Source organism: Methylophaga sp. UBA2689 (assembly GCA_002354555.1).
Classification (GTDB): Bacteria; Pseudomonadota; Gammaproteobacteria; order Nitrosococcales; family Methylophagaceae; genus Methylophaga.
In genome coordinates this window covers 43,090-68,330 of the sequence record DELT01000101.1, presented here as the reverse complement: position 1 = coordinate 68,330, position 25,241 = coordinate 43,090, and the positions used below count along the sequence as shown (strand labels likewise).

Sequence of the window (25,241 nt, the reverse complement as noted above, 5' to 3'; positions counted from 1 at the left end):
CTTTTTAGTAAAGATTTCATTAGGGATTTGTCATGACATCAATCGAAATATGGGCCATCGGAATTGTTGCAGCAGTAATTACAGGTATTTTGGGGTTCCTGTTGGGTCGTCGGCAACCTGTAGGCAGCCCGGAACAGATGAAACAACTGACCCAGGCGCATGAACGTCAATTAGCGCAGACCCAAGCCGAACTGGATGCTTACCGTGAAGAAGTGCATGCTTATCACGAGAAAACAGCCAATCTGTTTGTATCAATCGCAGCACCTTACAAAGAAATGTTTGATCATCTGACTGAAGGTTATGACAAGCTCGGTAACTTCACCGAACGCAAAGTATTACCCGATCGTGCCGGTGCACTATTGGATGGCCCGGATGCCAATAAACATATACCACCCGAGCTGACAGAAGATTTAAAACCTAACCCCGATTACAGCAAAGCGAATCCTACGGCTGTACAAAAGGATTATTAAGAAAGCGTCTGGCGGATATTGGCAAGTAACTGCGCCAAACCGCTTTCTCGTTGATGTCGACGTAATACAGCCTGCTGCAAAACAGGCTGTGTCGACAAGATATTCACGGTTTGCCGTGCTCTGGTAAGCGCGGTATAAACCAGTTCCCGACTTAACACTGCCGAATCCTCCTGGGGTAGTAACAGTGAGACGTGGTCAAACTCTGATCCCTGGCTTTTATGCACAGTCATCGCAAACACTGTTTCATGCGCCGGTAAACGGCTTAATGGCAACCAGCGTAACTCCTCACCGAATAGAAAACAGGCCTGCAGTTCCCCTTCGGCATTCGGCAACACCAAACCAATATCACCATTAAACAGGTTCTGCCGATAATGATTCTGCGTAATCATCACTGGCCGTCCGGGATAATATGGCTGCGCTGTCCGCCAGCCACGTTTTGCCAGCAACTGGCTCATCAGCTGATTCACTGAATACACCGATTGCGGTCCATTTTTCACCGCACAAAGCATCCGAAACGCTTCAAATGCCTGAATACAGATCACCGCATCAGCCCGTTTTTCAATGGTCTCAATAAAAGGCTGATATCCGTTGAGTAACTGGGTTTGTATATGCTCTGTTGATGGCACGCTTAAGGCGGAGAAGGATTGATTTACCAATAAATCCGAAACCTGTTCAGCATCTCCACTATTCACTGCCTGAGCCAGTTGACCGACCTGACCACCCGCTGCAAAACGATAGCTGTGTTTTAATTTGACCAGCGAATCCTGTAAGGGATTGTCATCTCTGGAAACCGGTAATTCTATTTCGCTGATCTGTTTTACCCATGATCTGAAATCAACCGAAAAATCCGGCGTGTCAGCACATAAGTTAGCGAGCACTGCGCCGGATTCAACTGAGGCTAATTGATCGCTGTCGCCCAATAGAATCAATCGTGCATGCAATGGTAAGGCTTTCAGCGTAATCGCCATCAGATTGATATCAATCATCGACGCTTCATCAACAATCAGCACATCAACCGGCAATGGCCGTTCTGCTGAATAGCGTCCCTGATCAAAACGTGCACTGATACCCAGTAAGCGATGCAGCGTTTTAGCAGTGTATTGCTCATCAGTATGCTGACTGATTGCCTGTTGCAGTCTAGCCGCAGCTTTGCCTGTCGGGGCCGCCAAAGCAATCCGTGATTTATCGTCATTTAAGTGCAGACATTGCAGAATTTTTAATACCACCGTGGTTTTACCAGTGCCGGGGCCACCCGAAATCACACAAAGCTGTCGGCGTAATGCACTTAATACCGCAACTTTCTGCCAGTCAGTATCAGGTAGATGATTTTGCCAATCCGCCATAAATGTTGACAGCTTTTCTGCGGCTGGCAGCGTATCCCCGTCCTTCAGTCGCTGTTGTATCGCTATTGCTACCTGTTGTTCTGATTGCCAGTATCGATACAAATACAACAAGCCATCGGTTGTCAGAACTAATGGTTTAAACTCGCCGGGAGCACCGATAATTTCACTATTTTGCAGATGGTCCAACCATAATGACGCTTCAGGTATCACGCTCTGAATAACTGGATTAAGTGATTGAAAGTCATTCAGATTCAGACACACATGCCCTTCACTGATGGTTTCGCTGAGTAGCCCGGCCGTCAGCGTAACAACTGAATCTTCATTCTGTTGCTGACGGCTAATATAGGCTGCAAACTGATATGCCAGCTCGGAAACCCCTGCTTCTCGTAGCAGTTTCAAGGCATTCATTGAACACCTGCCATAAGCTGATCCACAGCTTCCAGTAATGTCCTGTCCAGCCGGTCATAAAACACACCGGTTTGTGACCACTCCGGCTGCATGCCACGTAAAAAAAGGTAATAAACACCACCAAAATGCTGTTCCGGATCGTAATCCGGTAAACGTTGTTGCAAATGTCGATGTAACGCCAGACTGTAAATCAGATATTGCAGAGGATATCCATGACTGAGCATCGCATTCTGCAAAGCTTCACCCTGATACTGTGACTGTTCTGAGCCCAAGTGATTGGATTTATAGTCGGCCACATAAAAACGGCCCTCATATTCAAATACCAAGTCAATAAAGCCTTTCATAAAGCCGGTGAGTTCGTGAAAGTGCAGATCGGCTGCCAGTTTCTGCCAGATGGAATCTTTAGCAGTCTGCTGCAACGCATTTTTTAATCCGACCATATTCAAACCGGCCACCGGAAAATAAAAGGCCATTTCATTAATTCGCTGGCTTGTCGGTAAATCACATAATCTCAGGCCATTGTCAGCATTCAACGGTGTCTGCAACACCGCTTGTAACCAGTCAGTAACCACTTCAGTCCACTGCAGATCCAGACCAAACTGTGGCAACAAACGCGATACCGTCTGACTGATTTGTGTGGTATCAGCTGAATCAAATTCAATATTTTCCAGGCATTTGTGCAGAAAATTACCGGCCTGACGACCCCGTTCAAAGCCAAATCGGTCTTTGCTGCTACGCTGTATCACCATCTCGGTATCTACCGTCACCAGTTCAGCGTCATAATCCGGTTGTTCTGATACATGGCCGCGACTTAACAACGAGAAACTGCCAATCCGCCACGGTTTATGGATTTCGCCATTAAAGCGACGCGCCTGATAAATTGCAGTATCTGACTGAGCAGACTGATATACCACGGGTGGTTGAGGCTGATACTGCGTCACGGCAATGCTGCCCGCACTGCTGGCTGCCAGACGTTGTAAATCTTCACGCATGCCCTCTGAACTGTCGCCATGCAAAAGTTGATACAGAGCGGATTTCTGCACATCTCTCACATTGCCCCAGACAATAATGCAACGTTCTCTGGCACGGGTTAGCGCCACATATAACAGACGTAACGACTCTGCCTGTTGCTCCTGTTCTGCCACTAACTGTGCTTCGGATAAAAGTGGTTCGGCCAGTGCCACACTGGGCTGATGCTGATTTTGTGGATCATGAAATTCAATGATATCCGTCTTGGTTCTATTGGATTTTGCCGTCCAGTTAAATGGACAGAATACAATCGGATATTCCAGCCCTTTACTGGAATGAATGGTCATGATTTTGACCAGCGCCGCATCACTTTCCAGCCGCAACTGTGCTGTTTCGTCTTCTGTCGCACTGGCTTCCTGTTGTCTGGCAAACCACTGGTTCACTGCTTCAATATGATTATTCTGTCGGGCGGATTCAGCCTGGATTAATTCGGCAAGATGCAGAAAATTGGTTAACTGCCGTTCACCATCAGCCTGTTCAAGTAGCCGTTGCAGACCATTATCCAGCTGCAGTAATGCCCGGAACATCGCCATAAAACCCGATTGCTGCCAGCGTTGCTGTAACAGTTGCAGCTGATCCATTAATGCATTCCACCGCAATTCATCCTGCTGAATCGCATACAGCTCTTCCGCAGAGTACTGAAATAATGGACCTGCCAATACCGTACTGAGTCGTTGATGATGATCGGGCTGTGCCAATGCCAGCATTAAACAGGACAAATCGGCAGCCTGCCTGGAAGCAAACACATTTTCCCTACCCTGCTGCACGCTGTTAATGCCTCGACGCCGTAATGCCTGCTGAATCAATTCGGCCTGTGCATGGCTGGGCACAAGAACGGCAATATCGCCCCCTGTTAGCGGTCTTGTCTGTTGACTGTCTTCATCCAGCAATCGAGCTTTATTGTCGGCAGCCAGATTCAGTAAGCGGGCAATTTCGTTAGTAGTCACTTCGACTGCCGTGCTTTTCATAGGGTCAATGTTTAACGGTTTGTCGCTTTCCACATAACAGAACTGCAAGGCCGCCTGTTCACCTTCATCGACTTGCAAAGCAGGCTTTTGATCACGCGACGCATCCACTTCAACAAACGGGATTTGCTCATAAATAAACGGCGTAGTGGTTTGCATAAACAGTCGATTAACCGCGCCAACCAAAGAAATATGTGAGCGCCAGTTTTTACCTAAGGTATAGGTTTCATCAGCATCCTGTTTGGCTTTGAGGTAGGTGAAAATATCAGCGCCACGGAAGCTGTAGATCGCCTGTTTGGGATCACCAACAAAAAACACTGGCAGTCCACTGTCAGCAAATACCCGCCGGAAGTTATCGTACTGCACCGGATCGGTATCCTGAAACTCATCAATCAAGGCTGCCTTGAACTGTTCCCGCAATCGGGTTATTAACCACTCACCTTGTGGGCCTTGCAGTGCCTGCGAAAGATTGATCAACAAATCATCATAGGACTGCACTTGCTGCTGGATTTTCTGTTGTGGCAGTTGTTCCCGGATATAGCTCAGTAATTGCAGACGTAACTGTTGTAATTGCAATGCTCGAATAGTGTCCAGATCCTGATAACGTTGTTTTAACGTATCCATAGCTGACCAGAATCTCAGCTCTGGTAACGCCGTGCCTTTTTTTAAACTGGACTCGGCTTTTTCCAGCGTGGCCAACTCCAGCAATTCATCCCAGGCTAACGGACAGGATTGTTCATTGAAAGTAAGTTGTAGCAGAGCCTGCAGTCTTTCGACTTTTTCAGGTTTGTAACTGGTTTTGCTCAGACCACCACTGTGCAAAAAGGCGGCAATCTGCTCAGACTCTTTTTGCCAGCATTGGCTGGCATGTGAAAAGGCATTATTCAGCGCTTCAGTGACCGCCTCTGCGTCCACTTCGGGCAACGCCTGAATCTGCAGATAGGGTTTCGCTACCAGATTACGGATGGATTGCAGCAGGCTTTCCGGAGTTTGTTTTCTGGCCAGTAAATAAGCACTGAAATCACTATCCGACTGCACTACATTCTGTCGCCAGAAGTCATCGGTGACAGAAAGTAATAACTCACGGTCATCACCAATTAAATCCATTTCAAACGGGCTGCCAGACTCAAAGGCAAAGTCTTTCAGCACCTGCTGACAGAAACTGTGAATGGTGTAAATTGCCGCCTCGTCAAAACTCTGAATCGCCAGATCCAGTCGTTTCAAATCTTCGTTGCGGTGTGGCTGTTCATTGAGAATCAGCTTGCGTTCATCACTGAGTTTTTTACGCAGACGATCCCGCAACTCCTGTGTTGCCGCTCGGGTATAGGTAACCACCAGAATCTGATCGACATTGAGCTGATGTTCGAGAATCAAACGCAGATACAAGCCGGCCAGGGTAAAAGTTTTACCGGTACCGGCACTGGCCTCAATCAGATTGACATCGTGTAATGGGGTTTGCAGCAGATCAAACTGTTTCATAGCTTGTCTCCCTGCAACGCATCCCATAAAGGCTGATACACTCGCAGCGCCAGGTCGCGGAATTGATCATTCAGAGGCAATTCGCTGAACAGTAATTGATGGTAGGTATCAGACTCTTCTCCCTGATGAAATCTTGATGATTGCCAGGCTTTATAGGCTTCTTTTTCAGGATCGGCTTTTCCGGCATTCAATTCTGCTAACGCATAAGCCATGCTGGTTTGTGGCAATAGTGGAATGGGTTGATGTAAACCTTGCCAGTAAATCGCCAATAAATCAGCCAGCATTTGTTCCGGCTCGTTCACAGGGTTCAGTTGCAGGTAGTTGTCTTCACATTGCAGCTGGCTATGTAAGGCAACGCCTTGCGGTTTTAAGCAATTCAACAACAGATGTGAACACCATAAGCCAAGAAGATCTTTGGCTTTCATTTTCGCCAGCCGGTAATGCAACAACCCTGATGTTGAGAGCCCCTCAAGCTGGCCGGTCAAGGTGAAGTTCTCAAGGTCAAATTCAAATGCCAGTGGTTGCATCGGTTGAGAGCTGGTTAAGGGTTGTAATTTCTCAGTAAAGGCATCGACCGTTTCCAGCTGCTGGTCAAATAACAAATCGGCAAAATGTCCTTGTGGTAATACCCCTGTCGCCTGTATCACCGGTTGGATCTGTGCTTTATCCAGTGCGTTTAATCTGCCATCCAGCATTTGCTGACGAACAGACCAGGCTTCCAGACCATTCAATACAAATGGTTCACGGATTTCCAGCGTCGCATCATCATTTTCAAAGTTGATACCCAGTCGTTGCTGGGCCAGAAATCGTGCCGGGTGACTGAAAAAGCTGATTAGTTGATGCAGGCTGACAAAGCGCCAGCTTTCATCGGCTTCAGGCAGGGGGCTGGCAAACCAGTTTGTTGCTTCAGAAAGTTTTTGTACCGGTGGACAGGCCTCAGCATTAAAGCTGAATAATGTTTCATCCTGCCCCGAAAAATAGCGTGGACTGAATGCCTGTAACGGGTGTCGCGTAAGTAACTGCTCCCAGATATCGGTACACTCAACGGTCTGAAAGCGCCTGGTAACCACATCGGCAAAATCACTGACCAGCACCGAAGGTGGGATCGGCGAATTATCATGAATACTGGCTCCAACGTAGCTGATATACAGATGCCGATTAGCCGACAGAATCGCCTCCAGAAACAGATAACGATCATCATCACGACGTGAGCGGTCACCCCGTCGATAATCACTGGAAAGCAAATCAAATCCCGGTTTGGGTTGACGACGCGGATAGCTGTTGTCATTCATGCCAATCAGACAAACCACATCAAAGGGAATGCTACGCATCGGCACCATATCGCAGAAAGTCAGACCACGGCCCATAAACTGATGCTCGGCACTGGGCAGTTCAATGTGCAGATCCAGCCAGTCACGCAACAGCTCAATCGATATTTTTTGTTCAAAATCAACTTGCGCTGCTGCTTCAGTCAGTGAATCGATGGCTTTCAAAATTGCATCCAGCTGCAGTTGCTCGTTTTCTTCCCGAATCAAAAACAATTTTCGCAGCCAGTCCATAAGCAATATTTGCCAGTCAGCCGGCGTTCTCGGCCGCTTTAATTCATTTCGTAACAGACTGAGTTGATCAATAAACGCATTGAGCTGCGCCATTAACTGGGCACGATCACCGGAAATACCACCGACAGGTAACTGCGCATTAAATAACTGCCATTGATCGCGTTCTGCCGGGGGTAAGGCGTATCCCAGTAATAATCTGTCCAGCCCAGCTCGCCAGGTATTGGCATCCATAGCGGGTAAACCCAATGCCTGCTTGTCCTTGCCATCAAGCCCCCAACGGATCTGTGTCTCGCGCAACCAGCCTCGAATGGTATCCAGATCAGTATGATCGAGTCTGAACTCACGTTGGATAGCCGTACATTCCAAAAGCCGCATAATGGTTTCAGCATCAAAGCGGGATTGGGGCAGACCGAGTAAATCAGTAAACGTCTCAATAATGGTCTGCTGTTGTGCATCACCACGGTTAGCGATACTAAACGGAATGAACCGTTCAGCAGGCTGGCTACTGAAAACGGCTTCTATCGCCGGAGCGTAAACTTCGATATCCGGCGTCATCACCACCACATCGGTGGGCGATAAATCGGGGTAGTTTTCAAACAGATTTAATAATTGATCGTGTAATACTTCTGCTTCACGCATCGCACTATGGCAACTATGGATCTGCACTGAATCGTCATCACTGGCCACCGTTACCAGCTCATCGGCATTATCCAGCTGATAGATATCCTGCTTGAGCTGGCTGAGGATGTCAGTAGCTTGTGGTTGCAGATACAGCATCTCCGCTTCATGTGGTATCGCCTGTAGCTGCTCGAAAAATGTCTGGCCAAGTTTGCCCAGGCTAGCCAGTAAAGGATGACCGTTATCGGTGAAGTCATCTTCGTCATCAAACAACAGGCGTTGTTTAGCCTGTGACTTCTGATTCAGCAAATCCCCCCAATAACCTTCACTGGGAGACAGAAAGTAAATTGAAACCTCGGTGAATTCAGCAATTTCTGCCAGCAAATCCAGATAGATTGGTGGCATCGCTGTCAGCCCGAAAATGGCAATACGCGATGGTAATATTGAAGTTGGAAACTGTTTGCTTTTAAGCGCCTGCTGCATCTTTTGCAGCAAACGTGCCCGGTGCATCGGCTCGGGATCATCCCTGGTTAACAACTGCCATAACGCACCCTGCCAGTTATTTGTTTTACCGGTTTCCCATTGGGCAATCCAATCAGGACGATACATCAGATATTGATCAAAGCTGTCTGCGATGCGTTGCGATAAATCCAGCATTTTTCGAGCGTCATCGGCTTCGCCAAGATAACGACTGATCGCCTCAAACTCTGGTTGATTTTTGACCGTTGGCAGCAGTTCGAAGATTTTCAGGCTCATTGCATCTGTCGAATATGGCGACTCACGCGGAATATCAGACCAGACCTGGCGGAATAACTTCCACAACCAGGCAGACGGAAACGGAAATTCAATATGTGCAGCAATCGATTGGTTTGAGGCCAGGAATAAATTAAGCCAGCGCGCCAGCTCATTGCTCTGCACCATCACTGTTTCAGCCTGCAGTGGTGGCAAGGGATCGCGTTGTTGACTCTCAGCCAGATGTGCAGCCAGTTGCGACATCGAATTGCTGTAGATCACATTCAGCATATTAAATTTTTTCCTGACCAGTTGTTATGGCCATGATAGGTGCTGTTAATCGGATATTCACAACAGGCAAGCGTCCTTTCGAATAGCAGTAATCAAGGTAATAATTTTCTCAAATGCATTATGCTTGGTCAGTCATTGAGTAACCAGCCTTTTGCCACTGCCCGTTCGATATTGTGTGTTATCCATTGGTGAATCTCTGGAAACAACTCTGCAATGAAAGCATGTGCTCCTGCGACCTGCGACTTTCTCACACTGTGTTCTTTCCACGGTTTGCCATCATTATTAATATTCAATAAAAATGGCAGTAATCGATCAACAACCTTAAGTAACATTGCCTCGTCGCTATTACCCAGCTCCTGCTCTTCCCATAAATCAGTAAGATCGTTAATGGTATTTCCCGGATGATCATTTAACCTTTGCAGACAACTTCGTTCGGCATGGTGAGCTGCACTACGATCCTTGGCATATAAAAAGGTATCGCCCGCATCAATTTCACCCAAATCGTGTACCAAAGACAGCTTCAATAGTCTTTCTACATTGATTTGAAGATTGAAATGCTCGGAGATTGACCAGCAAGCCATTGCCAGATGCCAGGAATGTTCTGCCGAGTTCTCCCGACGTTTTCCACCGGTAATAAAACTACGCCGCTCAATATGCTTTAGCGCATCTAATTCAAGAAAAAAGTCTGTGATACTGTTGAGGTTGGTATCTGTTTTATTCTCAGTCGACATTATTTATCTGTTTAATTAAGTGAGGGGCAATGCTTCGATGGATTGCAGCACTTCGCGAACGATCGCTTCGCGTTTATGCAGGTCTTCAAGCCGGTCAGGAGTATCAATATTCAATGCAAAAAATACCGGTCCGGTGGGCCATTCCACCCAGCCTACCCACCAGCCAATTTGTCCTTCCCATCCGCTTTTGGCCCGGAGTATCCACTCTTTTCCAGCTTCAACGATCATAATATCTTTGACCAGACGCTGATCCGCTTCGTCAAACGGCAACTCATTTAAATAGAGTTTTTTCAGAAACTGAACCTGCTCCTGAGCGGTAATTCGCAAATTGCCATCAATCCAATAAGTTCTGGTATCGCCGGTTGGATCAGCATTGCCATAATCGATTTTGGTCAGATAGTCGCGGGCCTTGTCCACCCCTATCTTTTCACCAAATTGCTCATAGACCCACACAGCAGAATTACGCATTGATGAACGCAAATCCTGATCCTGATTATGCGGGGCAAAACTACGCTCCACACCATCCCATGGAAAAACCTGGAACTCATCCTTTACCACGCCAGCATCCAGAGCAAATAACGCATGCGGTATCTTGAAGGTTGATGCAGGTGGCAGACGTTGCGTGGATCTCGGTTCATTGAATACCATCAATTTGGCGTTGTCTTTACGCTCATCCAGCACCACAATTGTGCCTTGAGCAGCATAATTATCAAAAAAAGCCTGCAAGTCAGGATGCTCTTCACTTTTCATTTGAGCAAAAACATTGCTCCATCCAAGAACAATAAAACCAAGCAAGCTAACCACTGGGATCTTCATACACTCTCCGTTGACGTTTCAATATAAAAAAGGCGCCAAAGCGCCTTGTATGAAAGTGATGTAATTACAAAATTTAAGCTTTGCCATTTCGCCAGGAAACGGATACCTGAGAGGCTAACATGGCCATAAGGCAGACAAGATTCTGACTGATGTTATCAGCTTTAACCTGCTCCATGACCTTTTCATCTGGATAAATTGGGCTTTGCTATAGCATTTATTATATCGATATCCCTGAATTTAATGGCTTTAGTCCTGGAGGAATTCATCAGCATGGCTAAACCTGCTTTTATAATTGAATCAAGGAATAAATACTGATTGAAACCGTTTCCCGGAATTCGCTTTCTGATGAATTTTTTTACAAATCTGATGAATCATTTTTTTAGAAGTTAACGATATTTTCTGTTGACCGAAATAAGCTTGAAAAAAAACCACTATATCCCTAGCCGTCCAAAGACCATTTAGATGTCGAATAAAAGTTGTCAGATCATGAATGACCGCATCTTTTTTAAATAAACGATATTTTAACTTTTCAAGGTCGATAAGTTTTACATCCCATTCATTATCTTTATGCCTAACCATAATATGTTTTGGATAGAGACAATTATGCTGGTAATGGAATCGGTGAAGATTATGAATTAATTCGGCAATACGGATAATTAGCGCTTTTCTATCCCGTCCATTGAGAGTCTGAAAATCAATTTCATCAAGGCTGGCGTATCCTTCTAAAGCTTTTGTAACCAAAATAGCTTTGGACGATCTGGCACCAAAATATAAAACATCCAGCGTTGGGATACTTTTGGCATGCAATGATTGAATATTATGGTATTCGCGCAGAAACGTTGGAATGCCTTTAATTGGATGCTTTAGTGTTCTTGTCATGTGGTTTTCTTGGCGCTTGATAAAGACTTTTTCTGGTTTCCCCAACCGATCAACTACACATTTCACAACGCCACTCCAGCCTCCACGACGAATATTGGGAGCTTCAAACCATGGCGCATTATTTCGCCAAAGCATATCGAAAGTGTCGCTGCTGTTGTTTGCAGCAGAGCCTAATAAACTGCTTTTATTGATACTTTTCAGCATGACATATTCTCATCTTTTTCGAGAATATAAGTCCGCCACATCGCATATTTCGGCAGGAAATCCAGATGGTTTTTTATACGAAAACCAGCCTCCTGGAACTCGTTTTCAATGATATGCTGGGGAATGACATAGCGGTTTTGATATGGTCGTTTAGTTCGGCTGGATTCGAGTTTTTTCCGTTTCCAGGCTTTCACATTTCCATCCACCCACAATGAGACAATCACAGTTGATTTGGTGACGCGATGAAATTCTTTTAACAGCTTAAGACGGTCTTCAGATTGACCTATATGGTGTAATAAACGAATACAGAAAATATTATCTACATAACCGTCACTTACCGGTAACGAAAATGCAGACGCTTTAAAGGTATGTATTTTCTTCAAGAGTTCTTTTTCACGATATTGCATCCCGATATCAATCATCTTCTGACTGTTGTCACTCGCATAGACAATTCTTTCAGGGTTTTCCGTCAGTACTTTCCAAAAACGTCCTGTGCCACAAGGGACATCAAGCACGCTAAGTGGATCACCAGCGATATCCAGGGCTTTTCTGGCGATCTGTTGATCTCGCCAGTTTGACAATTTTCTTGCTAAACCATCTGCATGCTTATAAAAGTAGGCTTTAGCATGAAGTTCATTATATTTTTCTGAAAATTCAAGTTGATTGGTATCCAGGTTTGACATCTAAGACATGCTCACTCTGATAAGGATAGGAGGTGGCATTGTCAGTCTTCATGCTTAAGGGAAACTTAAGTTTTTTGGACGACTATCTGATTGAAAGTCTGAATAGTGTGAGAGTGTTTTCCATGCACCTTATTACAAATAAGTTTATGTACATAAAACAGTAAAAACCTGCCGCATATATCTGCTTTTCAAACATATACATATAAACCATCAACATCGGAATGCTTAATGAAAAAACATACTGAAGCTCATAAAACGCAACATGTTGGTTGGCTTCGTGCCGCTGTAATGGGGGCAAATGATGGCATTGTTTCCACAGCCAGCCTTATTGTTGGTGTAGCGGCGGCAGGCGCACCAACGGAGATCATCTTTATGACAGGCGTAGCAGGCCTGGTTGCGGGTGCTATGTCCATGGCGGCAGGTGAATATATCTCTGTTAGCTCTCAGGCTGATACCGAAAAAGCCGATATTGAGCGTGAACGTGTCGAGTTAGAAACTGATCCGCTTCATGAGCATGAAGAATTGACCGCAATTTACATTCAACGCGGTCTGGATAAATCGCTTGCTCAGCAAGTAGCAAAACAGCTGATGGATAAGGATGCTTTGGCTGCTCATGCCCGAGATGAGCTGGGAATTTCTAAGGAATTTACCGCTCGTCCAGTACAGGCCGCATTATCATCTGCTGCTACCTTTACCGTTGGTGCTTTATTGCCATTGGTAGTAGTGCTTTTGGTTTCAAACAATCAATTGACAGTAAGTGTTTCCATCAGCGCTCTAATAGCATTAACGGTCTTAGGTGCAATATCAGCGTTGATTGGTGGAGCATCAGTTGCAAAAGCCGTCTCACGTGTAGTGTTTTGGGGAGCGTTGGCAATGGGACTTACGGCTTTGGTTGGTCGTTTGTTCGGAGTGTAAGCCACTCTTAAGGAGTGTTTCTGAACTAGCTTGCCGATAATCACCTTAAAAAGGATTAGGGTTTTGCTTATCATTTTGTTGGAAAATCACTTTAACTATTGTTCCATGACCGAGCGTGCTATCTAATGTGATAGTCCAGTGCAATCGATCACAAATTCTTCTAACGAGATTCAATCCTAGTCCTGTCCCACCAACCTTAGTACTGTAACTACGTTCAAACACCTGAGTGAGCTTGTCGGCTGAGATACCTTCACCCGTATCGCTGATCGAAAATTCATTATCGCTAATGTGAATCCGTATGATTCCTCCCTGAGTATGCTCGATAGCATTTCGCAGCAGATTGCTAACGGTTATCTGTACCAGATTAACGGGTAGAAATAATTGTGGTGAACCCAAATAATCACGTTCAATCAGCAATGAGTGATCAGCGATCTGTCCGACATAATCTTCCAGGCATTGCTCTACAAGTGCTACCAGATTGACCGGGCTATCCTGATAAATATGACTACTTTCCTCGCGAGATAGAAGCAGCGTAGCTTCGATGAAGGCAAGCATTTCTGTGCAAGCTCGGTTTATACGTTCCAACGCTCGCTGTGACGCAGGGCTATGAGTATCTGCCGAGAGTACATCCAGGGCGCCCATCATCACTGTCAGCGGCGTGCGTAGCTCGTGACTTGCCGCTGCTGTAAAAGATCGCTCCCTTTCGACAAATTTCTCCAAACGTTCCTGATATTTGTCAAACGACGAAGCAATCTGACCAATCTCCGTGCCGACATAGTCATCAGCAATACGTAAGCCGGTTTGTCCCGGCTCAATATCGGTGAGTCGCCGTGACAGATTCTGCACTGGTGCCAATATGGCCCGCGAAGCACTCAACCCCATGGCAATTGCCACGATCAATACCAGAAAAAGGCCATAGAGAAGCATACGTAATACAGCATGTTCCTGTGCTTCCCATTCGGTAATATCGTAGGTCAAATAAACAGGACTCCCATTCCATTCGCCCACTTCAACCTGATAAACCGAACCGCCCATCGAGACCGTGTGATGAGATCCTGGCGCCAACTCAGCGAACTCTGGGGCAATATTTGTGTTTTTACCACCAATAAAAAATTCCCAGCCGTTGAATAATGCATTTTCATGATAAGTGCCATCATCCAGTTGCGCCGTTAGCACCCGCAACTGCTCAGCGACCATGTCACCGAAAACTCTTGCCTCCAGTTGTGACTTGATGAGCAACACCCCTCCTGCAAACAAAAAACTAGTGACGCTGACGATGAGTACAAGTGCAGTGAGTATTCGAAATTTAAGGGATGCTTTAGATTTCATGGAAGTGATGGCTCGGCAACCAGTCGGTAGCCCGCTCCATGAATAGTGTGAATCAGTTTGGTGGCGAACGGTTTATCAACCACATTGCGCAGGCTATAGATATGCATCCGCAACACATCATTATCGGGCAGCATATCTCCCCAGATGTGCTGCTCCAGTTCTTCACGGGTGACAACACGATGAGTATTTCTCATCAATAGCTCCAGCACTTTGCGTTGAACAGGATTAAGTTCCAACAGCTGACCAGCTCTTGTAGCAGCAAGAGTCTGCGGATCGTAGTGTAAATCGCCCACTATCAATGGCCGTGGTGTGTGAGAGCTGCCACGTTTTATGAGTGCCTGCAACCGTACTTCGAGCTCCTTCACGGAAAAAGGTTTCACAAGATAATCATCGGCTCCAGCCTGAAATCCCTCTAATTTATCGTCAAGCTGATCACGCGCTGTCAGCATCAGCACCGGTACATCGTTGCTGCCTTCATTCCGCAGACGTCTACATACCTCCATGCCATTAAGTCCTGGCAACATAATATCAAGGACAATCACGTCATAACGCTCGCTCAGCGCGAGCTTCAAACCATGTGGTCCAGTCGCAGCAAAATCAAGCACATGCCCCTTGGGTTCGAGATAGTCAGCAATGTTCGCTGCGATGTCGCGATTGTCTTCGATTACCAGCACTTTCACTGCCACCTCCTTACACCAATTAATAACTTTGTCAGTGTCAATCGGCCCATGTCAAAAAAAAGTCAACTCACCGGGTTGACAATTTATTTACAACTTCTGACTTAGGCTGACGTAAAGCTTTCACCCTATCCAAACTAATACAGGGGAACTTTACAAAGTGAAAAAAACGCACAAACAACACCTTACAACACTAACCATTTTAGTTGCGCTCATAACCACGCCAAACCTGCACGCTCAGGAACTTGATCATGCGCCACTTAGCACGACTCAAGATTTAAATTTTACTATCCTGCTGGAACAAACATTGGCGCATGCCCCTGAAGCTTTGGAAACAAAAGCACGCATAGAGGAGGCACAGGCGATGGTAGAGCTGGGTGAAAGCTGGATTGCTGGCCGGCCAAGCGCACAAGTGGACTATATCGATGATCAAATGCTCAGTGACCGGGGTGAACGCGAACTCACTTATGGCATCACTTTACCCCTGTGGCGATCTGGTGAGAGGAACACCATGCAGGCCCGAGGACAACAATACAATGCCCAGGTAGCAGCGTGGCAAGAAGCTTTTACCTTGAACATGGCAGGACGACTACGCCAAGTACTGGCAGACATGCAGGATGCCGATACTCTGTTGGCAACAGAACAACAGGCTACAGCAGATGCTCGACAACTATTGTCAATTGCTGAGTCGTTACACGTTGCAGGCGAAACCGCACGACGGGATGTCTTGCAGGCTCAAACATTGCTGCTGGCCCAGCAACGAAATGAACTGGCCGCAGAGGCTGCTCGTGTTGATGCTGAACGTAATTACCAGATGCTGACTGGTCTGAATATGCGACCAGAAAAGCCGCATATCGAAACCCTCCAAACAACTGATGAAATAAGTCCAGAACATCCTCTATTGCAGCTGTTAAGAAGCGATATCGATCTGGCAGCCGCCGAAATCGACAAAACAGAATTGGATGCACTAGGCAATCCCACTCTTAGCATTGGCTCACGTCGCCAAAGAGCTGGTAATCAGGACGATTATCAAGATGCCTTGGCTCTCTCAGTAACCATCCCTTTCGGTGGTCGCGCTCATGTCAATGCTTCCACAAGTTCGGCTCGCCGCAACAAGGTCGACGCGGATGTGCGCTACCTCAATACTTTTCGTGAGTTAAACCTGCAACTTCACGAGATTGCACACGAGCTTTTTACATTGAATGAATCTATGCCGCTTAGTAAGGAGCAGGCCCAGCTGGCACGCCAGCAATGGGAGATGGCCAAAACTGCTTTCGTTACTGGCGAGACCGATATAAGTCAGGTGGTTATTGCCTTACAGCAGTCGCGACGAAGTGCCCGTGATCTGGAAGTGATTACTCTGCGTCACGCTCGCCTGATTACTGAATTTAACCAAATAGTTGGAGTTCTGCCATGATCTTTTTTCCCCGCAAAAAATTCATTGTGGTTGTTTTGGCAATTTTTTCCGCATCTATCAGTGCTCAGGAGATCGTGCCTATTAACAGTGAAGATGTAACCAGAATGGGAATTGTCTTTGCTCCAGCCATACCCGTTGACACAAGCACCGGCGCACGATATGCGGCGACAGTCGTTAACTCTCTAGACAGTGCAGCAAGCCTGACAACACCTTGGGCCGGTACATTGGTTTCATGGGCACTCATACCCGGGCAGAGTGCAAGTAAAGGCACTATTCTCGCCACATTCAGTAGCCCTTCCATCTTGCCACTGCAAAATACCTGGATCGAGGCCGTCTCTGCTCTGGAAGGAGCCGACTTCGAACTGCGCAAAGACGAGTCTCTCTACAATGAGGGCATTATCTCGAAACAGCGTCTGACGCAGACCCGTCTGCTAAAGCAACAGGCCGCGTTCGCTGAACGAACTGCGCGATCTCATCTGGCACAAGGCGGTTTCGATAAAGCAAAACTCGAGGCTTTGCGCAAGCAGGGTTCCGGCCTGGGAGAATTCTATGTGGTCGCACAGGAAGATAGTGTCCTGTCACAACGAATACATAACATCGGCAGTTATGTAGAGGCTGGACAAATCATCGCTACTCTTAATGCAGGTACTCGTCGTTGGGTTAGCGCCCAAGTTCCTGCCAAAGCAGCAGAATTATTGGAGATTGGCCATCAGCTGAGTATTGCCAAAAGTGGCGAGACGTTGACGTTACGCCAGAAGGATCAAGTCATCGACAGCAGTAATCAGACGATTAATTTGCTGGCGGAATTTGACGCCGATACTTCCTTCACTACGGGACAGGTTTTATCTATTGTGCTGCCACCGGTCGGCAAGGGTGTGCTCATTCCTGATCGCGCGGTTGTGCATAGCGGCGGTGAAACGATAATTTATGTGCGAACAGCCGCAGGGATTGAAGCACGTACTCTGGAACTGCAATCCATCGGTGCTGACTATCTGGCATCCGAAGGCATTGTGGTTGGCGACGAGATCGCCATTCAGGGCACCGCTGTTCTCAAGGGTATTCAACTTGGATTAGGCGGGGCTGAATAATGTTGTCTACATTGATTCAATGGTCACTCAGCCAACGATTACTGGTCTTATTACTATCAATATTGTTACTTGGCTTTGGTGGCCGTGCATTGCTCAATATTCCAATTGATGCCTTCCCCGATATTTCGCCGACCCAAGTAAAGATCATCATCAAGGCGCCGGGAATGACCCCGGAAGAAGTAGAGTCACTTATTACGCAACCAGTTGAAGTAGAATTGCTGGGCATCCCATACCAAACCATGCTGCGCTCCATCTCCAAGTACGCACTGACCTCAATAACACTGGATTTTGAGGACGGTACAGACATCTACTGGGCTCGCCAACAGGTCACCGAACGACTTAGCAATGTCTGGGACAATCTACCCGGTGGCGTCAGCGGTGGACTAGCGCCGATGAGTACACCACTGGGCGACATGTTTATGTTTACCATCGAAAATCCATCCATGACCCTGGAGGAAAAGCGCTTTTTGCTGGACTGGACCATTCGACCGGCTCTGCGAAACGTGCCAGGAGTAGCTGATGTGAATTCGCTCGGCGGCTATGTGCGCACCTATGAAGTCAAACCTATTCGTGAGGCCATGAGGGCAATGGGCGTTAACTTGCAGGATATTGCCGACGCACTTACCGCCAACAACAAAAATGATGGTGCTGGACGGATCGACCAAGGAGAAGAAGTTATTCTGGTACGTGTAGAAGGGGCGATAAATGGCTTTGAGGACATAAGTAACACATACGTCGTCAACGCTGAAGGCGATCGCCTTCCACTATCAGAAGTGGCGCGTATTACCACGGGTAGTATGGAACGCTACGGCGCGGTTACGGCGGATGGTGGAGCAGAAGCAGTGCAGGGCCTGGTGATCGGGCTGCGTGGCGCCAACTCTCGCGAAGTTGTACAGGGTGTAAAAGCCAGGCTACAGACATTGCAGGATACCTTGCCTGAGGGCACACAGATCCGTGTCTTTTATGACCGTACGATACTGATAGAAAGTGCAGTAAGCACCGTTTCCTCTGCACTTATGGAAGCGGTGGTTTTGGTTATTATTCTGCTTGGTCTGTTCCTTGGCAATGTGCGTGCCGCACTCACTGTGGCTATCATCCTGCCCTTATCAGCCTTGTTCACATTTCTCATGATGGGAAATATGGGGATGTCAGCAAATTTGATGAGCCTGGGGGGACTGGTTATCGCCATCGGTATGCTGGTGGATTCGTCTATCGTAATCGTTGAAAACATTGTCTCCTCACTCGCGCATCAGCGCGGCACACGCCGACTGCCACACCTGCATATTATCTACCGTGCAGTGCGTGATGTGGCGGCACCTGTGGCCTCCGGCATTATTATTATCGTCATCGTGTTCCTGCCGCTACTGACACTGGAAGGGCTGGAAGGAAAACTGTTCGGTCCTGTAACGATAACCATCGTCTTCGCCTTACTGGGATCGCTATTGTTATCACTGACCCTGATTCCTGTCATTGCGTCATTCCTTGTCCGCTCTGATGCCCATGCTGAGCCTTGGCTGAGCCGAACCCTGGCAAAAACCTATAAGCCTTTGTTGCGTAAAGCACTGCTTCACCCCATCGTTATTTTAAGTGCCGCAGGGGTTTTGCTGGCTACCAGCTTTGTAGTGTTTCCACTGGTTGGCAAGACCTTCATGCCGACCATGGATGAGGGTGATATTCTCATCCAGTTGGAAACAATTCCTTCGATCAGTCTTGAGGCAAACACTCGTATCGTGCTTCAGGTCGAACGTGCGATTCTCGAAGAGGTTCCGGAAGTAGCACGCATCGTCTCACGCATCGGTTCTGATGAGATGGGCATGGATCCGATGGGACTAAATGAGACTGATATTTTCCTGCAGCTGCGTCCCGTCGAAGAATGGCGTGTCGCGACCAAGGCAGAACTTGAACAACATCTTCGCGAGGTCATGGATCGTTTCGTTGGGCTTAACTATGGATTTACGCAGCCAATCGACATGCGTGTATCGGAGATGCTCACCGGCTCGCGTGGTGATGTTGCCATCAAACTGTTCGGCCCGGATCTGGATACCCTCAACACCCTCGCACAACAGATAGCCACGCAAGTAGAGACCATTCCCGGTGCCATTGATACCTTTGTCACCCTCAATGAGGGCGCTCAGTATCTACAGGTGAGCATCGATCGCATTTTGGCCGGACGGCTGGGGTTGGATGCTGATGCACTGCAGCTTCGTCTGCGTGCTGAGATTGAAGGTGTCAACGTGGGCAATGTCATTGAAGGCAGTGCACGCATTCCCCTCATGTTGCGCTACGCAGCCATTGAGGGTGATGGTCTGGCGCGTCTTAACGACAGCTTCATTGACTTGCCTGATGGTGGCAAGATTCCACTGTCAGAGATAGCGACTGTTGCCCGTGTCGAAGGGCCAATTATTATTTCCCGTGAATCCGGCCAGCGCTTCAGCGTGATCCGCACTGACGTAGCAGAACGTGATCTGGTGGGCTTTGTCGAAGAGGCACAGAAGCTGATCGCAAACAATGTCGAGCTGCCGGATGGATATCGTCTGGAATGGGGTGGTGAGTTCGAAAATCAGCAGCGCGCGGCCGCGAGACTCATGCTTGTGGTGCCGCTTGCGCTTGCATTGATTGCACTGTTGTTATTCCTGACATTCCATTCCATTAAACAGACGCTGATAATTCTGTCTAATATTCCTTTTGCCCTGACAGGCGGACTGATCGGTTTGTGGATAACCGGTGAGTTCCTGTCTGTACCAGCATCGGTCGGCTTCATTGCCCTTCTGGGGATTGCCGTATTGAACGGCGTAGTGATGATGACCTACTTTAATCAATTACGAGCCAAAGGTCTGGACATTACCACGGTAGTGACAGAAGGTGCATTACGACGACTGCGTCCAGTAATGATGACCGCAACGATCTGTGCTTTTGGACTGGTGCCACTGCTGCTTGCTACCGGTCCAGGATCGGAGATTCAACGGCCACTGGCAATCGTGGTCATCAGCGGACTGATCAGTTCTACCCTTCTCACCCTTTTCATGCTTCCAATTGTATATAAGGCATTTCATCGTCCTCTTAACAACTCTGGAGACAGCGTATGAACACGTCAACACCTGAACATACAAACGAGGAAATCTGCATATTGATGCTCAATGTTGCACCCGAACTGGAAGAAGATCTGGTTGATTACCTGCTTTCCATTGAACAGATAGTCGGTTTCACCTCCTATACAGTCTACGGACATGGCCAGCATCAAGGGCTTAGCGTGGCAGAGCAGGTTTCGGGAAGGCGCAAGCGTTCTCAATATGAACTGATTGTAAAAAAATCGATCATCCCCCTTATTATCTCTGGATTGGCCGAGGCAGTGGGACGAGATATCATCTATTGGCAACAGCCTGTCAGTAATTTTGGCAGGCTCGAATGAGCCTGGCTGGTTTACTACAGCATTACTGGACTCGGCGGATATCAACCAAAGTTACTGGCTCAGCGGTAAATCTATCATCAAGTGACTTTCCATCCGTGAACATTTTTATCGCTTAGCGACATAATAGAACACACAACTTGGAGGATCAGTCACCTTCATGGGTCCCCCTCTCATTACGCACTCACCTGCTGTCAATATCTCTGCATTATTTATAAGTGAAGCATCCAGTTTTCATTTAAGACAGTAAACTTTTACCCATGTGTGAATGAAATCAGGTTTATCGCTATAGTGTGGAGGATAATTATGAAAACTTAATGCGTTAAGACTTTGTGATAACTCGAGAACATACCTGATTAATAAATTGAACAGGTCATCTTCATGTAAAGCATAGCTACACTGCATATTGATTAAGAACGCTATCTCCGAGGTCATGCATGCAGAAAATCTTACATATTTCAGATTTACATTTCGGGCGGTTGATACCCGAAGTGATATCGGCACTTGAAAAGAAAATAACTGAATTGTCCCCAGAGCTGATTATCATCAGTGGGGATCTGACACAGCGAGCTAAAACCAGCGAATTTATTCAAGCCGCTAATTTTCTTGAGAGGCTTTCTGCCCCTTATTTAATTATCCCCGGCAATCATGATTTAAGTACATACCGACTGCATGAACGGTTTCTGTATCCCTGGAAAAAATGGCAGCGCTTTATTGCTACAGATTTGGAACCAACAACAGAAACAGCCACATATAAAGTTATCGGTATCAACACTGCCAGAAGAGTTGGCAATTCACTGGATTGGTCCCGAGGGCGTATCAATACTCTGCAAACCAAACGGATCAATGCGTTTTTTGAATCCGCCTCACTCCAGCAAGTCAAAATTCTGGTGGCACATCATCCTTTTTGGTTACCGACTGGGCACGAGCATCGAGGATTGATTAGTGGATCTGAACAAGCTTTCCAGGCGTTTCAGGCTAATGGCCCGGATATCATTCTCAGCGGACATGTACATCTGGACTATTGTCATGTCCAAAGTGGCATTATTGTTTCTCATGCCGGAACAACGACTTCTGACCGTTTATTACCAGGCTTCCCCAACAGTTTTAACCTGCTAGAGGGTGACCCGAAAAATATTTTGATTTCACGCTATCACTGGTCAGAGGGTGATTTTACCTATCTCACTAAGCAATCTTTTATTAAACAGAGCGATGGTTGGTATGAACAGTAATCAGTAGCCTGTCTTAATGACTGAGCTTGTTATTAAATAAGGTGGCTGTAAAGTTAGTTTGATTGCCGCGTTGTCGTTCGGACTCCCAAAAACTTACCCAGCCGGTGGAGGCGTAAGAAGCAGAAGTTGATGGTGAACTGATCAAGCTTAAATCCCCGTTAAAATATGCGTATTATCAACATGGCTTAAATGTAGTGAGAACTACGAAAAAGGATATTAAATCATGAAAACAAAAAGTCGCTTTGTCGAACGTTTAAGTTGGTTTCTCGATGAGAGCATTACCCTTCCGGGGGGCTATAAAATCGGATTGGACGGCTTTATTGGTCTGATTCCTGGCATCGGGGATTTCATAGGAGGGCTGTTATCCAGCGTCATTATCTACAAAGCCCACCAATTGGGCGTACCACGAATGATCCTGGGCAGAATGGTCATCAACATGATGATCGACACGGTTCTGGGTGCTATTCCGCTTGCTGGTGACATATTTGATTTTGTCTGGAAAGCCAATAAACGCAACGCAACGCTGTTGAATGATTATCAACAACAACCCGAAAAGGTTTATCGCAAATCCTTGCTGGAGAACATTGTCTTTATTGCTGTGTTACTGGGTATTCTGGTGCTGATGATCGCATTGATTGGCTGGATAATTGGTTTGATTGCCGCAGCTATAAACAGCTAGGTTAAAACCACTAGTGTTTCTGGAGAAAATGTTTATGTCTCGACTGCTTTGCATCGTTTTGCTGATGTTCACCCTGCCGGTTCTGGCCTCCGAAAATCATTATGGCCCCAGACTGGAAGGTTTTGAGTACCCGTTTACCGTTGATTATTTCCAGTTCGATTCACAAGGTCAGACACTTGAGATGGCCTATCTGGATATTCAGCCTGAAACGCCCAATGGTCAGACAATGGTGCTACTGCATGGTAAAAACTTCTGCGCTGCTACATGGGAAGGCACCATTCAATTTCTCACAGAGAATGGCTATCGTGTTATCGCACCGGATCAAATTGGCTTCTGTAAATCGAGCAAACCTGAGCATTATCAATTCAGCTTTCATCAATTATCCGCCAACACCAGTGCCCTACTCGACCATTTAGCGGTTGATCATTACTCGGTCATGGGCCATTCGATGGGGGGTATGCTGGCCACTCGCCATGCTTTGTTAAACCCTGAAAAGGTTCAGCAGTTAGTGATGGTAAACCCCATAGGTCTGGAAGACTGGCTGGCTAAAGGTGTGCCCTACCGTGAAATCGATGGCTGGTATCAAAATGCCCTGAAAACCAACGCAGAGAGCATTCGTAATTATCAAAAAAATACCTATTACGCTGGAACCTGGCAGCCGGAATATGATCAGTGGGTGGAAATGCAGGCCGGCATGTTTCGGGGCCCGGGAAAAGAAATTGTCACCTGGAACTCAGCACTGACCTACGACATGATTCTGACTCAGCCAGTAGTGTATGAATTTAAAAATCTGCAAGTGCCAACTTTATTGCTGATAGGCGAACAGGATAATACGGCGGTTGGCAAAAACCTGGCACCAAAAGACAAACAATCTGAACTGGGTAACTACCCAAAAATCAGCCAACAAGTGGCTGATCAAATACCTGATGCCACTTTGATCACTTTTAAAGAGTTGGGTCATTCGCCGCAAATTCAGGCCCCGGATAAATTTCACCAGACCTTGCTGGAAAATTTACGCCACCACTGAAATCCCCGTTACAGTTTACAAAAAAAAGGGCCGCTAAGCGGCCCTTCAATTTTTGCATTACAGCAATTCTTACCAACGCATCATGCGTCTGATAATGCCGTCATTTCGGTATGAATGGTAAATAGCCCCACTGACATGCACAGCGACTAATGCCAGCAGAATCCATGCTGAGTAAGTGTGTAACTCACCCCAGAATTCATTCATATCTTCATTGGCCTCAGCAATGCGTGGCAATGTAAATGACCACCACACCACGGTATCCCACTTGGTATGCGCAGAAGAGAGATAACCAGTGATACAAACAAAGAAGATAAGACCATAAATGGCAATATGCGCCAGGATCGCTGATTTATGCATCCACGGCGTCATATCCTGTGCCGACGGTGGTGCCGGTGGATATTTAAATCGCATGTAAAGCATCACGATCAGCAGAACCACCAGCGTCAACCCGATGTTTTTGTGCAATTGAAACGGGAAAGCCCGGAATTGAAGTTCCTCAGACGGTAAAGGTAACCCCATCATCCACCAGCTGGAAATGAAGAGAAAAAATATGGATACGGCCAGCAACCAGTGAAGGACGACGACCGCTCTGTTAAAACCTTGTCTTTGCATAATGTCTTCCAATTAATTATTTGTGAGAATCAGGCAATTTCGCGATTAATGCGTGCCGCTTCAGTATGTCGACCAGCGAGGGCGCCGACCAGTAACATCAAGTGCAGTAAAAACCACAACAAAATGCTCCACAAATACATACCTCGCAAAATGGGTCCGGCGTTCACAACGGTGGCGAACTGCAGTAAATCGACTATTGCCAATCCCGCAAATACCACTACAGCAGCCGTAGATGACCAAGAGGTGTAATTCACCAGTGCCCCACCGATAATGACTGACGCAAACGCCAATATTGTGCCGATTGTTGCCAGCGTCATCATCGTCTCGGGGAATCCCTCAGGAGTTGCCTGTGCCACACCTTGAACGTAATCCACAAGGAATTCACACTGTTCAAGTGTGATGCCTTCTTCATCAAGTTCACCTAGTGGACAATCAGCCGCAGGCATTTCGCCCGATGCCGGCATATTTGAAGTCATTACAGATTGTTTCATTAGCTCTGTGCCATGCATTGCTGTCAGAAAGACACCAAGCATGATCGCCACTACGCCAAGAATACTGGCCCAGTTAGGCGTAGAGCTATTATTAAGATCATTGGATACCATAAGCACCTGCCCTCAATTATTATTGATTAATTATTTCGAACAGAAAACAG

Annotated in this window: 20 protein-coding genes; 9 read left to right on the top strand and 11 right to left on the bottom strand. The window is 46.8% G+C overall.

Going from position 1 to position 25,241, the window contains the following annotated elements; translation table 11 throughout:
- Positions 1-32 precede the first annotated feature (32 nt).
- Positions 33-470: a YhcB family protein gene (locus tag B3M51_RS13020; RefSeq protein WP_292479588.1), complete on the top strand. Its 438-nt coding sequence runs from the start codon at positions 33-35 to the stop codon at positions 468-470.
- Here B3M51_RS13020 and recD read toward each other — a convergent pair.
- The 7 genes from recD to B3M51_RS12985 form a co-directional block, all read right to left on the bottom strand.
- Positions 467-2,221, bottom strand: coding sequence for an exodeoxyribonuclease V subunit alpha (gene recD, locus B3M51_RS13015; protein WP_292759784.1), 1,755 nt, complete (start codon positions 2,219-2,221; stop codon positions 467-469). The two genes, B3M51_RS13020 and recD, sit on opposite strands and share 4 nt — an antisense overlap.
- On the bottom strand, positions 2,218-5,694 hold the full coding sequence (gene recB / locus B3M51_RS13010; protein WP_292759783.1) for an exodeoxyribonuclease V subunit beta: 3,477 nt from the start codon (positions 5,692-5,694) through the stop codon (positions 2,218-2,220). The genes recD and recB overlap by 4 nt, the downstream gene beginning before the upstream one ends.
- Complete coding sequence (gene recC, locus B3M51_RS13005) at positions 5,691-8,894, bottom strand: exodeoxyribonuclease V subunit gamma (protein ID WP_292759782.1); 3,204 nt, start codon at positions 8,892-8,894, stop codon at positions 5,691-5,693. Before recC ends, recB begins: the two co-directional genes overlap by 4 nt.
- Before the next feature lie 128 nt (positions 8,895-9,022).
- Entirely contained in the window at positions 9,023-9,625 is a 603-nt protein-coding gene (locus tag B3M51_RS13000; RefSeq protein WP_292759780.1) for an HD domain-containing protein, read from the bottom strand.
- 15 nt (positions 9,626-9,640) lie between these two features.
- Positions 9,641-10,441, bottom strand: coding sequence for a class D beta-lactamase (blaOXA, locus tag B3M51_RS12995; RefSeq protein WP_292759778.1), 801 nt, complete (start codon positions 10,439-10,441; stop codon positions 9,641-9,643).
- A gap of 297 nt (positions 10,442-10,738) precedes the next feature.
- The gene (locus tag B3M51_RS12990) at positions 10,739-11,524 is read right to left on the bottom strand and encodes a lipopolysaccharide kinase InaA family protein (RefSeq protein WP_292759776.1); all 786 of its coding nucleotides are present in this window, start codon (positions 11,522-11,524) and stop codon (positions 10,739-10,741) included.
- Positions 11,518-12,207: a class I SAM-dependent methyltransferase gene (locus tag B3M51_RS12985; protein ID WP_292759774.1), complete on the bottom strand. Its 690-nt coding sequence runs from the start codon at positions 12,205-12,207 to the stop codon at positions 11,518-11,520. The genes B3M51_RS12990 and B3M51_RS12985 overlap by 7 nt, the downstream gene beginning before the upstream one ends.
- A 228-nt stretch (positions 12,208-12,435) precedes the next feature.
- Between B3M51_RS12985 and B3M51_RS12980 the strand changes: the two genes are divergently transcribed.
- Positions 12,436-13,122 (top strand): VIT1/CCC1 transporter family protein, encoded by a 687-nt coding sequence (locus B3M51_RS12980; protein ID WP_292759772.1) that lies wholly within the window; start codon positions 12,436-12,438, stop codon positions 13,120-13,122.
- A gap of 45 nt (positions 13,123-13,167) precedes the next feature.
- On the opposite strand, the gene B3M51_RS12975 is transcribed toward B3M51_RS12980, so the two are convergent.
- Both B3M51_RS12975 and B3M51_RS12970 read right to left on the bottom strand, forming a co-directional pair.
- On the bottom strand, positions 13,168-14,451 hold the full coding sequence (locus tag B3M51_RS12975) for a sensor histidine kinase (RefSeq protein WP_292759770.1): 1,284 nt from the start codon (positions 14,449-14,451) through the stop codon (positions 13,168-13,170).
- The gene (locus tag B3M51_RS12970) at positions 14,448-15,131 is read right to left on the bottom strand and encodes a response regulator transcription factor (protein ID WP_292759768.1); all 684 of its coding nucleotides are present in this window, start codon (positions 15,129-15,131) and stop codon (positions 14,448-14,450) included. The genes B3M51_RS12975 and B3M51_RS12970 overlap by 4 nt, the downstream gene beginning before the upstream one ends.
- 157 nt (positions 15,132-15,288) lie before the next feature.
- Between B3M51_RS12970 and B3M51_RS12965 the strand changes: the two genes are divergently transcribed.
- From B3M51_RS12965 to B3M51_RS12935, 7 genes are all read left to right on the top strand, one after another.
- Positions 15,289-16,545 (top strand): TolC family protein, encoded by a 1,257-nt coding sequence (locus B3M51_RS12965; protein WP_292759766.1) that lies wholly within the window; start codon positions 15,289-15,291, stop codon positions 16,543-16,545.
- Positions 16,542-17,633 carry an efflux RND transporter periplasmic adaptor subunit gene (locus B3M51_RS12960; RefSeq protein ID WP_292759764.1) on the top strand — a complete coding sequence of 364 codons (1,092 nt, stop codon included), beginning with the start codon at positions 16,542-16,544 and terminating at the stop codon, positions 17,631-17,633. Before B3M51_RS12965 ends, B3M51_RS12960 begins: the two co-directional genes overlap by 4 nt.
- The gene (locus B3M51_RS12955) at positions 17,633-20,719 is read left to right on the top strand and encodes an efflux RND transporter permease subunit (protein WP_292759762.1); all 3,087 of its coding nucleotides are present in this window, start codon (positions 17,633-17,635) and stop codon (positions 20,717-20,719) included. The genes B3M51_RS12960 and B3M51_RS12955 overlap by 1 nt, the downstream gene beginning before the upstream one ends.
- The gene (locus tag B3M51_RS12950) at positions 20,716-21,042 is read left to right on the top strand and encodes a DUF3240 family protein (RefSeq protein WP_292479616.1); all 327 of its coding nucleotides are present in this window, start codon (positions 20,716-20,718) and stop codon (positions 21,040-21,042) included. The genes B3M51_RS12955 and B3M51_RS12950 overlap by 4 nt, the downstream gene beginning before the upstream one ends.
- 434 nt (positions 21,043-21,476) lie before the next feature.
- Entirely contained in the window at positions 21,477-22,271 is a 795-nt protein-coding gene (locus B3M51_RS12945; RefSeq protein ID WP_292759760.1) for a metallophosphoesterase family protein, read from the top strand.
- Between the two features lie 223 nt (positions 22,272-22,494).
- Complete coding sequence (locus B3M51_RS12940) at positions 22,495-22,950, top strand: DUF4112 domain-containing protein (RefSeq protein WP_292759758.1); 456 nt, start codon at positions 22,495-22,497, stop codon at positions 22,948-22,950.
- A gap of 34 nt (positions 22,951-22,984) precedes the next feature.
- Positions 22,985-23,977: an alpha/beta fold hydrolase gene (locus B3M51_RS12935; RefSeq protein ID WP_292759756.1), complete on the top strand. Its 993-nt coding sequence runs from the start codon at positions 22,985-22,987 to the stop codon at positions 23,975-23,977.
- A 69-nt stretch (positions 23,978-24,046) separates the two neighbouring features.
- On the opposite strand, the gene B3M51_RS12930 is transcribed toward B3M51_RS12935, so the two are convergent.
- Positions 24,047-24,589: a cytochrome b gene (locus B3M51_RS12930; protein ID WP_292479624.1), complete on the bottom strand. Its 543-nt coding sequence runs from the start codon at positions 24,587-24,589 to the stop codon at positions 24,047-24,049.
- Positions 24,590-24,618: 29 nt separating this feature from the next.
- The gene (locus tag B3M51_RS12925; protein WP_292479626.1) at positions 24,619-25,191 is read right to left on the bottom strand and encodes a hypothetical protein; all 573 of its coding nucleotides are present in this window, start codon (positions 25,189-25,191) and stop codon (positions 24,619-24,621) included.
- Positions 25,192-25,241: the final 50 nt, after the last annotated feature.